The organism is Tenacibaculum salmonis, from assembly GCF_041053065.1.
Classification (GTDB): Bacteria; Bacteroidota; Bacteroidia; order Flavobacteriales; family Flavobacteriaceae; genus Polaribacter; species Polaribacter pacificus_A.
The window spans coordinates 1,966,622-1,981,543 of the sequence record NZ_JBFCVV010000001.1 but is presented as its reverse complement, the minus strand read 5'-3'; the positions used below and the strand labels follow the sequence as shown (position 1 = coordinate 1,981,543).

Sequence of the window (14,922 nt, the reverse complement as noted above, 5' to 3'; positions counted from 1 at the left end):
ATGTTATACAGATTAGAAGAACCGATATATTTTTGGCTATTTGCAATTATTCCGATATTAATTATTGTTTTCTTATTTGTTTTATGGTGGAAAAAACGCACTCAAAAAAAGTTTGCAAACGCTAAAATATTAGCTAAAATCGCCCCTAATTCATCAACTTTTAAATCGGTTTTAAAATTGATTTTCTTCTTAATAGGAATCTCTTTTTTAATTGTTTCGTTAGTAAATCCTAAAATGGGAACAAAACTGAAAACCGTAAAAAGAGAAGGTGTTGATGTGGTTTTTGCTTTGGATGTTTCTAAAAGTATGTTAGCTGAAGATATTGCTCCTAATCGATTAGAAAAAGCAAAACAAATCATTTCAAAAATTATTGATAAACTAGGTAGCGACAGAGTTGGTATTATTATTTATGCAGGAAATGCGTATCCGTTATTGCCAATTACTACAGACCATGCATCAGCTAAAATGTTTTTACAAAATGCCAATCCTGATATGGTTTCAAGCCAAGGAACAGCAATTAATGAAGCACTAAACTTAGCTAAAACCTATTATAATAATGATGAACAAACCAATCGTTTTTTGATTATTATTTCTGATGGTGAAGATCATCAAGAAGAAACAAAACAACTTGCTCAAAATATTTCAAATGATGGCGTAAAAGTATATACCATTGGTGTTGGAACAGAAAAAGGAGCTCCAATTCCTATAAAAAGAAATGGTGTATTAATTGGGTATAAAAAAGATAATCAAGGACAAACCGTTATTACCAAAAGAAAATCGGATGTTTTACAAGATATTGCCGAAGCTTCGGAAGGAAAATATATCGATGGAAATAAAACGTCAAATCCTGTGAATGCTATCGAAAAAATTATAACGAATGCTCAAAAAAGTGAATTTGAAACCAAACAATTTTCTGATTATAAAGATCAGTTTCAATGGTTTTTAGGAATTGGGTTATTATTTTTAATAATAGATTTATTTTTCTTCGAAAGAAAAACAAAATGGGTTAAAAAAGCAGATTTGTTTAACGAAAAAGAGTCGTAACGGCAATTTTATAGAAAATGAAACAACCAAAAAATATACTATTCTTATTATTTATACTGATAACAATACAAATATCAGCACAAATAGACACGTTAAAATTACAGCGAGAATCAAGGGCATTGTTACGCCAAGGAAACAAGCTTTACAACAAGCAAAAGTTTGATGAAGCTAGTATTTTATATCGTAAAGCATTAGATAAAAATAGTACGTACAATAAAGCAAGTTATAATTTTGGTAATACTTTATATCAGCAAAAAAAATATAAAGAAGCAGTAGAACAATTTGAACTTACCACAAAAACAGCGACTGATAAATTATCAAAAGCAGCAGCATATCATAATATAGGAAATGCTATGATGGAGCAAAAACAGTATCAACCTGCTATTGATGCTTATAAAAATGCCTTACGTAAAAATCCGAATGACGATGAAACACGTTATAACCTTGCTATTGCTAAAAAGAAATTAAAGAAAGAACAGCAAGATAAAAAGGATAACAAAGACAATAAGGATAAGAAAGACGACAAAGAAAATAAAGACAAGGATAAAAAAGATAAAGACAAAAAAGGCGACGACAAAGATAAAAAAGATAAGAAAGAAGACGATAAAAATAAAGAGAAAGAAAAGGACAAAGACAAGGAGAAAGAAGGCGACGATAAAGATAAAAAAGAGCAAGAGAAGAATCAGAATAAAAAAGATAATCAGAAAAAAGACGATCAAAAGCCACAGCCTAAACAGGCAAAAATGTCTCCTCAGCAAATGAAACAGTTGTTGGAAAGCTTAAATAATGAAGAGAAGAAGACTCAAAAGAAAATGAATGTGAAAAAATCGAAAGGAAAAAAAGTAAAACAAGAAAAAGATTGGTAATTTTCCAACTTTTAAAACCTTACTAATTTTTACGTTTTTAAAATGAATATGAAGTTAAAACTATATATATCTTTATTAATCTGTTTTATAACATTTACTATTAATGCGCAAGAATCAGCATTAAAAGCAAGCGTTAGCAAAAATAAATTAGGTGTTAATCAACGTTTACGTATCCAGTTTACCATTACCAAACAAGGTGCCGATAACTTTACACCTCCTAACTTTAAAAACTTTAAAGTTGTTGGAGGACCTAGCCAATCGGTTAGTCAATCTTGGATAAATGGTAAAGTATCATTTAAAAAATCATATACATATATTATTCAACCAAAACGAAAGGGAGAATATAATATACCATCTGCAACAATAGAAATAGATGGGAAAATAGTAAAATCAAACACAATAAAAGTTATTGTATTAAGTGCCGTTGAAGTTCCTAAAAACCCTAACGACCCTAATTATATAGCACAACAAAATATACATTTAGTTGCCGAACTTTCTAAATCTCAACCTTATGTTGGTGAAGCTATTTATGTTGAATATCGATTGTATTTTAGTGAAAATATAGGTATTTATGACAATGCAATAACCAAAGCTCCACAATATAATGGGTTTTGGAATCAAGAAATTAAAAGAAACGGAACACCTGTCAAAATAGGTACATATAATAATGAACGATATCGATATGCAGTAATGCATAAAGCTTTATTAGTACCTACAAAAGATGGAAAATTAACCATAGATCCTATGAAAATGGATATTGTAGTAGCTGTTCCTACAGGTCGTGCTGATTTTTTTGGAAACGTAATTACAAAACAAGTTCGTAAAGAGTTTTATTCTGCAAAAAAAGTAGTAAACGCTAAACCTTTACCTCTTGAAAATAAACCTGAAAATTTTACGGGTGCAGTAGGTGAATTTAGTTTTAATGTTGCTTTAAATAAAAATAACTTAAAAGCTAATGAATCTTCTCAAATAAAAGTAAGTGTTAGTGGTAAAGGAAATTTAAAATTATTTGAACTTCCGAAGATAGAAACTCCTAAAGAACTTGAGGTTTATCAACCAGAAAGAAAAGAAAATGTAAGTGTTACTTCAAGCGGATTAAGAGGTTCGGTTTATGATACTTACACCGTAGTTCCAGAATATAAAGGAAAGTATAAAATCCCGAAAACAAGTTTTTCTTATTTTAATCCGAAGGAAAAAACCTATAAAACCATCACGACCAATGATTTATATGTTGATGTTTTAGAAGGAAAAACCTTACTTACTCCAAAATTAAACACAGAAAATAAACAAGAAGTTAAAATTACTGGAGATGATTTTAAATATATTCAAACTTCAACAAGCTTTGAATCTTTCAAACATTTTGATTTTTTTAAGTCTATACTTTTTTATATTCTATTATTGTTGCCAATATTAGCGATTCCTGTTAGTATTTTTATCCAAAAGAAAAAAGAAGAACGAGATGGAGATATTGTTGGAAATAAATTACGAAAAGCAGATAAACTAGCTAAAAAATATTTATCAGAAGCGGCAAATGAATTAGGAAATAAAGATGCTTTTTATGAATCATTAGAAAGAGCTTTACACAATTATTTAAAAGCAAAACTAGGTATAGAAACAACTGATATCAATAGTGAAAAAATAACTCATTTACTAGAAGAAAGACAAGTTGAAAGTGCAACAATAACAAGTTTTATTGAAGTATTACAAAATTGTGATTTAGCAAGATATACGCCAATTACAAACGTACAGATGAAAGAAGAATACGAAAATGCAAAACAAATAATCACTCAATTAGACAAGCAACTATAATGAAACAAATTATTATACTTACATTGTTTTTTATATCAAGTATTTTATTGGCTCAAACTACTGATGAATTGTTTGCAAACGCAAATACATTATATAAAGAAGGGAAATACACAAAAGCTATTAAATTATATAAACAACTTGAAACAACTGAAAATGTTTCATCAGAATTGTATTATAATTTAGCAAATAGCTATTATAAATTAAACAAAATAGCGCCTTCTATTTATAATTATGAAAAAGCAATTCAATTAAATCCATTAAATGAAGATGCTCAGAATAATTTAATCATCGCAAAACGTTTAACTTTAGATAGAATTGAAGAATTACCACTTACTTTTCTTCAAAGGATAAATAAAAATTTATTGCAAAAATTCACTTATAATACTTGGGCTATATTTGTAATTCTGCTTTCTTTTTTAGCTAGTGTTTTATTTATATTGTATTATTTTTCATACACTCCGAACAAAAAAAGATTATTTTTTATAACTAGTACTATTTCCTTTTTATTATTAATTATCACTTTAAGTATTACTTATTTACAGTGTAATCAATCAAAAAACAATATAGAGGCTATTATTTTTTCAGAAGTAGTTGATGTAAAAAATGCACCAACAAAAGATGCTGATGAAATTTTCACATTACATGAAGGTACAAAAGTAAAAATATTAGATACTGTTGATGCTTGGAATAAAATTAAATTAGTTGATGGTAAAATAGGTTGGATTATTTCAAATGATATTAAAAGATTAAATAATTATTAAATAAAAAATAAAAATTTAATAAAGCTTTCTTAAATTTGCAGTGAACTAAAAAAATTATACTTGAAAGTAAAAATTGCACTTTTTTTCTCAATATTATTCATGAGCCTAATTGTTGCGCCTACAATTATTACTTTAATAGATGATAATCAGGATATTTCATATTTTTTCGATTTAACTGAAGAAGAAGAAACCAATACTGAAGAAGGTTTAAAAGAATTAAAAATATATTCAAATTTTGATGTAAATATATTTTTTAAGAAGATTCAAAAAAGAAAAAATGTAATTTTTTACTCTAAAAATTACACTTCTCTTTATTTAAAAATTAGTACCCCTCCCCCAGAATTACCTACTCTTTTGTAGTATCATAATAATTATTTTTTATTAAAAACCTTCAGTATATAAACTCAGGGTAAAAATCACGTACATATGTTTAAAAGTATTAAAAACGATTTACCAGCAAGTGTAGTCGTATTTTTTGTCGCACTTCCTTTATGTTTAGGTATTGCCTTAGCTAGTGGAGCACCACTTTTTTCTGGATTAATTGCAGGAATTATTGGAGGAGTTGTAGTAGGAGCTTTAAGTGGCTCTAAAATAGGAGTTAGTGGACCAGCTGCAGGATTAGCTGCAATTGTTTTAACAGCTATTGGCACATTAGGAGGTTATGAAAACTTTTTAGTTGCTGTTGTGTTAGGAGGAGTTATTCAATTAATTTTTGGTTTTTTAAAAGCAGGAATTATTGGTTATTATTTTCCATCATCAGTAATTAAAGGGATGTTAACAGGTATCGGTATTATTATTATTTTAAAACAAATACCTCATTTCTTTGGTTATACTAAAAGTTCTGGTGAAAACACTTTTTCAGCTATTTTTAATTTTAATATTATTGATAATATTACTTTAGGGTCAACAATAATAGGAATTATAAGTTTAGCTATATTATTACTTTGGAGTAATGTATTATCTAAAAAAGGAAAAATTTTTCAAATAATACAAGGTCCATTAGTTGCTGTTGTTATAGGTATACTATATTATTTTTTTACAACCGAAAACTCTAAATATGGTATAAGTACAAAATACTTAGTAAGTGTACCTGTACCAGATAGTTTAAATTCATTTTTAGGTCAATTTGTTTTTCCTAATTTTAGTGCAATTTCTAATCCACAAGTTTGGATTACTGCTTTTACTATTGCTTTAGTTGCTAGTTTAGAAACATTACTTTGTGTTGAAGCATCAGATAAAATAGATCCTGATAAAAATGTAACACCAACGAATAGAGAATTATTAGCTCAAGGTACAGGAAACATAATTTCTGGTCTTATAGGTGGTTTACCTATTACTCAAGTTATTGTAAGAAGTTCCGCTAATGTTCAATCTGGTGGTAAAAGTAAATTATCAGCTATACTTCATGGATTTTTATTATTAATTTCTGTTATTTTAATTCCTACTTTATTAAATAAAATTCCGCTTTCTGTTTTAGCTGCAGTACTGTTAATAGTTGGTTATAAATTAGCAAAACCATCAGTATTTAAAGAAATATTTCAATTAGGTTGGAAACAATGGATTCCTTTTACTGTTACAGTAATGGGTATTGTATTTGCTGATTTATTAGTAGGTATTGCTTTAGGATTAATGGTAGGAATTGTAGTAATTTTAATTAAAAGTTTTCAAAATTCACACTTTTTACATATTGAAGATAAAAGTAATGGTAAACACAAAATTAAAATGACATTAGCTGAAGAGGTTACTTTTTTTAACAAAGGTGCCATTTTAAAAGAATTAGATAACTTACCTGAAGAAGCTTATTTAGAATTAGATGTAAGAAAAACTAGGTATTTAGATAATGATATTATTGAAATTTTAGAAGATTTTGCTTTTAAAGCAAAAGAAAGAAATATTGATATTCAATTAATTTCAGAACGAGGTGTTGTAGAAAACCCTCCAAGTTATATTGAATTTTTTAATTTAAGAACTAAAAAAACAGCTTAATAAACATATTAAAAAAAGCATTATTTTAACACTTGTTCTTTTTAACAAATGTTAAATAAAAAATATAAAAGACGATTTTAAAAACTAAAAATATGCCACATAGAAATAAAGCAATAACAAAAGATGTACAAGATAAATTAACACCAATGATTGTGTTACAAGATTTTATTGAAGGAAATTCTCGTTTTATTAGAGATGAAGTTCATACAATAGATCATAAAGCATTAATTACACAAACAACAGATGGACAACACCCAAAAGCAATTGTACTTTCATGTATCGATTCTAGAGTTCCTGTTGAATTAATTTTTGATCAAACTATTGGTGATGTTTTTGTTGCTAGAGTTGCTGGAAACTTTGAAAACACTGACATTTTAGGAAGTATGGAATACTCTTGTAAAGTTGCAGGAAGTAAATTAGTTTTTGTGTTAGGACACGAAAGCTGTGGAGCTGTAAAAGCTGCCTGTGATCATGTAGAACTAGGAAATATCACATCAATGTTAGATAATATTCAACCTGCAGTTAAAAAATCTGAAGAAGAAATTTCAGGAGATCATAATTCATCTAATAGCGATTTTGTTAATAAAACAATTGAAAACAATGTTCAATTAACAATTGAAAGAATTAGAGAGAAAAGTCCTATTTTAAATAAAATGGAACAAGATGGAGAAATTAAAATTGTTGGTGGAGTTTACCACATTAGTACAGGAAAAGTAACAATGTTATAATAAAAAACTATCTATAAAGTAAAAAAACCGAGATAAGTATCTCGGTTTTTTTATGTGTTTATTTTTTATTCTTCTGTTTTATCATCCTTAATTATCGAAGGAAAAATCATAGGAGCTATTTTTTTAACAGGTTTATATAAAATAGATTCATCTAAATTTTCTTGCTTTACAAAAGGAAGCGTATCATTCATTTTTCCAAAGAAAATAAAAGCAACACTTAATATTAATCCAATTTTTAAAGCTCCAAAAACACCACCCAATATTTTATTTAAAATACCTAATGAAGCAAAATCAGCTATTTTAGTTAACACTTTTCCTAACAAAGCGATTACTATTATAATTATAACAAATGTAGCAGCAAAGGCAGTTAATGAAACATATTTTTCATCCCAAGTAACACTGTCTTTTAACCAATCAGAAATGAAATAAGAAAAATGCATGGCTCCATAAACTCCTGCAATTAATGCTACTAAAGAAGCTACCTCAACAAATAACCCTTTCATAATTCCACGTACAAAACCAAAAAGTAAAAGTGTTGCTATTATAATATCAAAAGTATTCATATGTTTAAAAATAAAGATTATAAAATATCATTTTAAAAGATCAACACATATTTAAATTTATTATACGTGTAAATTCTATATCAAATATACATAACTCAGTTGTATCTTTGTATATTCAAAAAAATATAGATGACCAAAGAAGTTAACTTAAAGGAAAAATGGGATTTTGTGATAAAAAATTTATCAGATCAATTTGCAGATGGTGATGAGTTAAATGTCGATGCAGTTATTTATTTAATTGGAGTACAAGAATTAGGGCAAGGACAAAGACTATTTAAAAAAGATGAAAAAGTAAACTTAATGCATATCGCAATATGTAAACTTTTAGAACCTTACGGATATTATGAATTTGACTTCTTTGACGAAGATGGTTGGCCACATTACAAAACCTTAACAGAATTACCAAGTTTAAAAGCAGGTGAACAATCTGTTTTAATAAAAGAAGCAATTGTTAATTACTTTGAATTAATTGATTTTTTTAAAGTATAAAACATTGTAAAACTACTTTATTAACCAATACTAAATTATCTTTTTAAGAATAAAAGACAACCACTATTTTCATAAAATAAGAAAAATAAAATAAAATGTGGTACACTTCTTGGATAGATGTTAGTAAATGACTAGTTTTAAATATTAATTCAACTTTTTAAAATATACTAATGAAAAAATTACTGTCGCTATTAATATTTGCCACTTCAATAGTTAGCGCTCAATATACTATTAAAGGTACAATGACGCCACCTGAAAAAAGTGACTGGGTCTATTTACATAAATTACAAGGTGCTAAACCTAAGTTTATTAGTAATACTACTATAAAACTAAATACAATTGTTGTTGCTGGTGAAAAGCAAGTATTAGGTAAATTTGAATTTATTTTACCTGAAGATACAAAACCTGGTGCCTATAGAGCAACTTATAGAAATAAAGGAGCTGGGTTTGTTGATTTCTATTTTAATAAAGAAAATATAGAGTTTATATTTAACCCTAAATACCCAAATCAATCAGTAGTTTTTACAGCTTCTAGAGAAAATAAATTATATATAGAATATTTGCAAGCTTATGCTTTAATACAAAATAAAATTGATGAGAATCAAATTGATTATATTCAAAATGGAAATAAAGAAAATAAAAAAGCCTATAAAATAGCTGTAAAGAAGCTTCAAGATGTACAAAATATTTATGAAAATAAATCAGACGGTATGTTGGTTAATAATTTTATAGAAGCATCACAACGTTATAATCCATCAAGTCCTATTGATAATATGGATGAATATCTTTCGTCTACTGTAAATCATTTTTTTAAATATATAAATTTTAAAAATGATGCTTTATATAACTCTTCTTTTTTAGTAGATCGTATTGCTGATTACGTTTTTTACTTAAACTATTCTGAAAATAAAAAACTACAACAAAAATTACTTAAAGAATCAATTACTAAAGTAATGGGTAAACTTTCTGGTGTTGAATTAAAAAAATCAGTAACAGAGTTTTTAATTACTTCTTTAGCTGACAAACGCGATGGTGAAACAGTAGATTGGTTATTTGAAAAATACTATGATAAATTACCAGAAGATGAAATTAATGCTGAATTTAAAAAAGAAAAATTACAATTATTAAATGCTACCATTGGTAGAATAGCACCTGATTTTTCATGGAAAGAAGAAGGTAAAAAATTAAAGTTATCGACCTTAGATGATGGTGAAAAATATTTATTAATATTTTGGAGTACTGCCTGTCCTCACTGTGTTAAAGATATTCCAGAATTACATACAATAATGCAAAAATATTCTAAAGTATCTGTGGTTTCTTTTGCTGTTGAAAAATACAAAGTTAATGATTGGGACCAATTTGTAATAAACTTACCGTATTGGCATAATGCAATGGGAACACATCCTGAATATAAATGGGATAATGAAACTATACAGAAATATAATTTATTAGCTACACCATCTTATTTTGTTTTAGATAAGGATAAAAAAATAATTGCTGTACCTAATGATTTAGCTGATGTCAAAAAATATTTTGATAATCTTCAAGAAGAAGAATCTGAAGAAGAGTAAAATAATACTTTTCATACAATAAAAAAATCCTGATAAATTTTATCAGGATTTTTTTGTTTTAAAAATATAAAAATGCATCTTCTATATGATGAATATTAAAACCTTCTTTATTTTTTAAAATTGCGATAATATCAAAACGAACCTCAACATCTAAATCTTTTTGATTGATATAATTATCAATTGCATAGACTAATAATTTTATTTTCTTCGGATTTACAAAATCTTGCGGATTACCAAAATAAGAACTAGATCTTGTTTTAACCTCAATAACAATTAAAGTATCTAATTTTTGAGCGATAATATCAACCTCAGCTTTTTTAAATCGATAATTTTTCTCAACAATAATATATCCTTTGTTTTGTAAATATTCGATAGCTAACTGTTCACCTTTTTCTCCAAGATCGTTATGTTGTGCCACTACTTAAATTTTACAGTTACTATTTTATCATTATTTACTTCAACAGTTCTTCCCATAATTAAAGCTCTGTTATCAGGTTCATGACCTGCAGGAAAATTAAACACAACAGGAATATCTTTAGGAATTACATCTAAAATTAATTGCTCGATAGAACTTCCCCAAGCTGTTGAATTTTTTTTAACCTTAGTCATATCACCTACAATAACACCACTTACTTTTGTAAAATATCCTGCACGTTTTAAACTTTGTAACATTCTATCAATCGAATATTTGTACTCCCCTATTTCTTCAATAAATAACACTTTATTTTCTGTTGATATTTGACTATCCGACCCTAACATCGATGCTAAAATAGCAATATTACCACCAACTAATTCTCCTTTAAAACTGCCTAATTGATTGTATTTTGATGCCGAAATCTTATAAGAAAGAGATTCTCCTAACAAGATTTTTTTAAGCGATGCGATACTTTTTGCAATAACTTCGGGTTTATCTTGTAAACTTGTTCCCATTATTCCGTGAATAGTTTCTACGCCTAAATTATGAATATGATTATGAAATGCTGTGATATCAGAATAACCAATAACCCATTTAGGATTTTCAATAAATTTAGAAAAATCTAATTTATCTAATATTCTGACAGAACCATAACCGCCACGAGCCGACCAAATAGCTTTTATATTCGGATTATCTAAAGCATCTTGAAAATCTTGACAACGTTGTTCATCTGTTCCTGCAAAATGATGAGATTGATTAAACATATGTTTTCCGTAAACAACTTTTAATCCCCAACTTTGGGCAAGTTTTTTCGCTTTATCAATAATATGTTTTCTGTTTTTTAAAATTCCTGCTGGAGCAATTATTGCAATTGTGTCGCCTTTTTGTAAAGATGACGGCGTTATTAAATTCATAGTTGATGTTTGTGAAAAAGCTATAGATACGGTTAGTAAAAAAGATAGTATTGCTAAAATTTGCTTCAAAATAGTGTGTTATTTATCAATGTGGTTCAATTAAAAAGTATAATCTATGTAAATGTACCTATTTTATAACAGTTTAAAAAATTGCTTTTTCGTACTTTTGCGCTTTAATTTTAGCACAGAAAAATGACTACACCAAAAAGATATACAATTACAGCGGCATTACCTTATACAAACGGTCCTATACATATTGGACATTTAGCAGGTGTATATGTTCCTGGAGATATTTACTCACGTTTTTTACGTGGAAAAGGAAAAGATGTTGCTTTTATTTGCGGATCTGATGAGCATGGTGTAGCAATACCAATGCGTGCAAAAAAAGAAGGTGTTACACCACAACATATTATTGATAAATATCACGGAATTATTAAAAAATCATTTGTTGATTTTGGTATTTCTTTTGATAATTATTCTCGTACATCTTCTGAAATTCATCATAAAACAGCTTCTGAATTTTTTACAAAATTATATAATGATGGAGAATTTATTGAAGAAGTTACAGAACAATTATACGATGCTGAAGCTAATCAATATTTAGCTGATCGTTTTGTAGTTGGAACTTGCCCAAAATGTGGTAACGAAGAAAGTTACGGAGATCAATGTGAAAAATGTGGAACAAGTCATAATGCAACAGATTTAATCAATCCTAAATCGGCAATTACAGGAAATGTTCCTTCTTTAAAAGAAACAAAACACTGGTTTTTACCTTTAGATAAACACGAAGATTTTTTACGTAAATGGATTTTAGAAAATCATAAAAGCGATTGGAAACCAAACGTTTTAGGGCAATGTAAATCTTGGATTGATGACGGATTACGCCCTAGAGCTGTAACTCGTGATTTAGATTGGGGAATTCCTGTTCCTGCTGAAGGAGCTGACGGAAAAGTATTATATGTTTGGTTTGATGCGCCTATCGGATATATTTCATCAACCAAAGAATGGGCAGAACGTGAAGGAAAAAACTGGGAAGATTATTGGAAAAAAGATGATACTAAATTAGTACACTTTATCGGAAAAGATAATATTGTATTTCACTGTCTTATTTTTCCATCGATGTTAAAAGCGCATGGAGATTATATTTTACCTGAAAATGTACCTGCCAACGAATTTTTAAATTTAGAAAGTAATAAATTATCAACATCTAAAAATTGGGCAGTTTGGTTGCATGAATATTTAGAAGATTTTCCTAATCAGCAAGATGTTTTACGTTACACTTTAACGGCAAACGCTCCTGAAAGTAAAGATAACGATTTTACTTGGAAAGATTTTCAAGCAAAAAATAATAATGAGTTAGTCGCTATCTTCGGAAACTTTATAAACCGTGTAGTTGTTTTAACTAACAAATATTACGAAGGAAAAGTACCTGTTGCAGGTGATTTATCAGAAGTTGATGAAGATACTTTAGCGACTTTAAAAGAGTTTCCGAATGTAATTGCCAAATCAATTGAGCGTTACCGTTTTAGAGAAGCATCTCAAGAATTAATGAATTTAGCGCGTTTAGGTAATAAATATTTAGCCGATGAAGAGCCTTGGAAAATGATTAAGGTTGATGCAGAACGCACTAAAACAATTATGAATGTAGCTTTACAAATTGCTGCGGGATTAGCTATTTTATCAGAACCTTTTTTACCTTTTACTTCAACAAAATTAAAATCAATTTTAAATATTGATACCGCTTTAACTTGGAATGATGTATCAGAAAAAGAAGTTTTAATTTCAGATAATCATCAAATTAACGAAGCAGAATTATTATTTTCTAAAATTGAAGATGCTGAAATTGAAAAACAATTAGCAAAATTAGAAGCTACTAAAAAAGCAAACGAAGCTGAAAACAGAGTTTTAGAGCCTCAAAAAGAAACCATTGAATTTGATGATTTCACAAAAATAGATATCCGTGTAGGAACTATTACTGCTGCCGAAAAAGTAGCAAAAACGAAGAAATTATTAAAACTTACTGTTGATGTTGGACTTGATACCAGAACAATTGTTTCGGGTATTGCTGAAAGTTTTAAACCTGAAGATATTATTGGACAACAAGTTTCTGTAGTTTGTAATTTAGCACCACGTAAATTAAAAGGAATAGAAAGTCAAGGAATGATTTTAATGATTGATACGCCTGATGGTAAACTTGCATTTTCACAACCTTCTGAAAAGGTAACAAACGGAGAGTTTATATCTTAAAAAAATAACATTTTACTATATTTGAAACCTCACTTTAAAAAGTGAGGTTTTTTTTAATCAAAAAATTAATATGAAAAAAATCTATTTATCACTTGTTATTTGCTTAATTTTTTCTGCTGTATTTTCTCAAGAAAAAATTGCTAGTTTTGAAAATCATCTAAAAACAAACGGTACGAATATTAAAGATGTGATACCAATTGTTAATAAAGAAAATGATGAAATAGCAATGTTTATTGTAGATGCAAAAAAAATATATGCTTATAAATTAAATAATAAATTTAAAGTTACTGATGAACTATCTTCAGAAACTAAAAAAAGAAAGTATAAAGTTCTTTTAGGTAGTTCAATCAATGAAAATAATTATCGAATTTTTTTAAGTAATAAAGAAAAAAACAAATACGCTTCAGCAAATTTTTCTTTTACGGATAAAAAAACAGTAATGAATGAATTTGTATTTCCAAAAGATGAAGTATTTATTCAAACTATTACTCATTTAAACAAATTTTATTTATTCACTGTTTCAAACATCGTTGGAAAATTATACTTATATAGTTTTGATCAACAAGGAAATCCGAAAAAAAATGAGATTAACTTAAATGGAAATATGCTTGTTGATAAAAAAAATAACTTAACCAAAATAACAGATTTATTGTTAAAATCTAATACTGGATTTGTAACTATAAATGATTCCGCTTTAAGAAAAATTGAAAAAGACACTCCGAACTCAATTGAATCTGTATCTGAAGCAAAAAAAATGTATATCAGAGGTAATAATATTGTAATTACTTTTGATCATCATAAAAAATTCACTCAGGTAATATCAATTAATATTGATACAAAAGAGCTTATCAAAAAAACATTTAATAAACCTTTAGAGAATATTAAATCTAGAAAAAAGAAAACAAATTCTTTTTTATATGATAACTATATTGCTGTTATTGCTGGTACTAAAGATGTATTTTCTATGTATCTTTTAAATTATAATACTGGTAAATTTATAAAAGAATATTCCGTTGCTAAAGACGAACAAATAAACTTTAAAAATTCTCCTATCATACAAAAAGGAGGTTATTATAATAATCATAGAGAGCTTGAAAAAACGAAACAGTTTTTACGAAAAATTACTACAGATAAAATAGGTGTCTCAATTATTAAGAATAAAGATAACAACTATCAGTTTACCGTAGGGGGTTACGTAAAGCAAGCTTCAGGAGGAGGAATGATGATGGGTGGTTTTGGTGGTGTGGCAATGGCAAGTTTTGGTAGTGCTACATTATTTTTTAATCCAACAATGTTAGCTTATAATTCATTTGAAAATACAAAATCAACAACAATAGAATGTGTTTTTAATCAGAAACTTGAGCACATAAAAGATGCTAAAACTCAAAAAAATGTTTTTGATAAAATTAAAAAATCTAAAACCCCAAATAGAGCTGCTTCAACAGTTTTTAAGTATAAAGATTACTTTATTAAGGGAGATAGTAATTCATTTGGTAAAACGTACACTTTAAAAAAATTCACAAACTAAT

At 27.5% G+C, this 14,922-nt stretch carries 14 protein-coding genes; 11 read left to right on the top strand and 3 right to left on the bottom strand.

Annotated features, from left to right (window positions below; genetic code table 11):
• The 7 genes from AB0T67_RS08700 (at position 1) to AB0T67_RS08670 (ending at position 7,194) form a co-directional block, all read left to right on the top strand.
• Positions 1 to 1,044, top strand: coding sequence for a vWA domain-containing protein (locus AB0T67_RS08700; protein WP_369219981.1), 1,044 nt, complete (start codon positions 1 to 3; stop codon positions 1,042 to 1,044).
• Positions 1,045 to 1,061: 17 nt separating this feature from the next.
• Positions 1,062 to 1,910: a tetratricopeptide repeat protein gene (locus AB0T67_RS08695; protein WP_369219980.1), complete on the top strand. Its 849-nt coding sequence runs from the start codon at positions 1,062 to 1,064 to the stop codon at positions 1,908 to 1,910.
• 48 nt (positions 1,911 to 1,958) lie between these two features.
• Positions 1,959 to 3,719 (top strand): BatD family protein, encoded by a 1,761-nt coding sequence (locus tag AB0T67_RS08690; protein WP_369219979.1) that lies wholly within the window; start codon positions 1,959 to 1,961, stop codon positions 3,717 to 3,719.
• On the top strand, positions 3,719 to 4,480 hold the full coding sequence (locus AB0T67_RS08685; RefSeq protein ID WP_369219978.1) for a tetratricopeptide repeat protein: 762 nt from the start codon (positions 3,719 to 3,721) through the stop codon (positions 4,478 to 4,480). Before AB0T67_RS08690 ends, AB0T67_RS08685 begins: the two co-directional genes overlap by 1 nt.
• Positions 4,481 to 4,540: 60 nt before the next feature.
• The gene (locus AB0T67_RS08680) at positions 4,541 to 4,840 is read left to right on the top strand and encodes a hypothetical protein (RefSeq protein ID WP_369219977.1); all 300 of its coding nucleotides are present in this window, start codon (positions 4,541 to 4,543) and stop codon (positions 4,838 to 4,840) included.
• Between the two features lie 66 nt (positions 4,841 to 4,906).
• Positions 4,907 to 6,466: a SulP family inorganic anion transporter gene (locus tag AB0T67_RS08675; RefSeq protein ID WP_369219976.1), complete on the top strand. Its 1,560-nt coding sequence runs from the start codon at positions 4,907 to 4,909 to the stop codon at positions 6,464 to 6,466.
• A gap of 92 nt (positions 6,467 to 6,558) precedes the next feature.
• Complete coding sequence (locus AB0T67_RS08670) at positions 6,559 to 7,194, top strand: carbonic anhydrase family protein (protein ID WP_369219975.1); 636 nt, start codon at positions 6,559 to 6,561, stop codon at positions 7,192 to 7,194.
• 65 nt (positions 7,195 to 7,259) lie between these two features.
• Here the strand turns inward: AB0T67_RS08670 and AB0T67_RS08665 are convergent, their stop codons facing one another.
• Positions 7,260 to 7,757 carry a CvpA family protein gene (locus tag AB0T67_RS08665; RefSeq protein WP_369219974.1) on the bottom strand — a complete coding sequence of 166 codons (498 nt, stop codon included), beginning with the start codon at positions 7,755 to 7,757 and terminating at the stop codon, positions 7,260 to 7,262.
• Positions 7,758 to 7,886: 129 nt separating this feature from the next.
• Here AB0T67_RS08665 and AB0T67_RS08660 point away from each other — a divergent pair, with 129 nt between their 5' ends.
• Entirely contained in the window at positions 7,887 to 8,246 is a 360-nt protein-coding gene (locus AB0T67_RS08660; protein ID WP_271230888.1) for a hypothetical protein, read from the top strand.
• Between the two features lie 170 nt (positions 8,247 to 8,416).
• Entirely contained in the window at positions 8,417 to 9,817 is a 1,401-nt protein-coding gene (locus tag AB0T67_RS08655; RefSeq protein ID WP_369219973.1) for a redoxin domain-containing protein, read from the top strand.
• Positions 9,818 to 9,875: 58 nt separating this feature from the next.
• Here AB0T67_RS08655 and AB0T67_RS08650 read toward each other — a convergent pair whose 3' ends face one another.
• Complete coding sequence (locus AB0T67_RS08650; protein ID WP_369219972.1) at positions 9,876 to 10,235, bottom strand: YraN family protein; 360 nt, start codon at positions 10,233 to 10,235, stop codon at positions 9,876 to 9,878.
• The gene (locus AB0T67_RS08645) at positions 10,235 to 11,146 is read right to left on the bottom strand and encodes a S66 peptidase family protein (protein ID WP_369219971.1); all 912 of its coding nucleotides are present in this window, start codon (positions 11,144 to 11,146) and stop codon (positions 10,235 to 10,237) included. The genes AB0T67_RS08650 and AB0T67_RS08645 overlap by 1 nt, the downstream gene beginning before the upstream one ends.
• 192 nt (positions 11,147 to 11,338) lie before the next feature.
• Here AB0T67_RS08645 and metG point away from each other — a divergent pair, with 192 nt between their 5' ends.
• Both metG and AB0T67_RS08635 read left to right on the top strand, forming a co-directional pair.
• Positions 11,339 to 13,393, top strand: coding sequence for a methionine--tRNA ligase (metG, locus tag AB0T67_RS08640; protein WP_369219970.1), 2,055 nt, complete (start codon positions 11,339 to 11,341; stop codon positions 13,391 to 13,393).
• Positions 13,394 to 13,463: 70 nt separating this feature from the next.
• On the top strand, positions 13,464 to 14,921 hold the full coding sequence (locus AB0T67_RS08635) for a hypothetical protein (RefSeq protein WP_369219969.1): 1,458 nt from the start codon (positions 13,464 to 13,466) through the stop codon (positions 14,919 to 14,921).
• Position 14,922: the final 1 nt, after the last annotated feature.

Excerpts from the sequence above, each read along its gene's own strand:
- AB0T67_RS08675 (WP_369219976.1), top strand. The coding sequence starts at position 4,907 with ATGTTTAAAAGTATTAAAAACGATTTACCAGCAAGTGTAGTCGTATTT.
- AB0T67_RS08635 (WP_369219969.1), top strand. The coding sequence starts at position 13,464 with ATGAAAAAAATCTATTTATCACTTGTTATTTGCTTAATTTTTTCTGCT.
- AB0T67_RS08695 (WP_369219980.1), top strand. The coding sequence starts at position 1,062 with ATGAAACAACCAAAAAATATACTATTCTTATTATTTATACTGATAACA.
- AB0T67_RS08645 (WP_369219971.1), bottom strand. The coding sequence starts at position 11,146 with ATGAATTTAATAACGCCGTCATCTTTACAAAAAGGCGACACAATTGCA.
- metG (WP_369219970.1), top strand. The coding sequence starts at position 11,339 with ATGACTACACCAAAAAGATATACAATTACAGCGGCATTACCTTATACA.
- AB0T67_RS08655 (WP_369219973.1), top strand. The coding sequence starts at position 8,417 with ATGAAAAAATTACTGTCGCTATTAATATTTGCCACTTCAATAGTTAGC.
- AB0T67_RS08660 (WP_271230888.1), top strand. The coding sequence starts at position 7,887 with ATGACCAAAGAAGTTAACTTAAAGGAAAAATGGGATTTTGTGATAAAA.
- AB0T67_RS08685 (WP_369219978.1), top strand. The coding sequence starts at position 3,719 with ATGAAACAAATTATTATACTTACATTGTTTTTTATATCAAGTATTTTA.
- AB0T67_RS08690 (WP_369219979.1), top strand. The coding sequence starts at position 1,959 with ATGAAGTTAAAACTATATATATCTTTATTAATCTGTTTTATAACATTT.
- AB0T67_RS08700 (WP_369219981.1), top strand. The coding sequence starts at position 1 with ATGTTATACAGATTAGAAGAACCGATATATTTTTGGCTATTTGCAATT.
- AB0T67_RS08665 (WP_369219974.1), bottom strand. The coding sequence starts at position 7,757 with ATGAATACTTTTGATATTATAATAGCAACACTTTTACTTTTTGGTTTT.
- AB0T67_RS08670 (WP_369219975.1), top strand. The coding sequence starts at position 6,559 with ATGCCACATAGAAATAAAGCAATAACAAAAGATGTACAAGATAAATTA.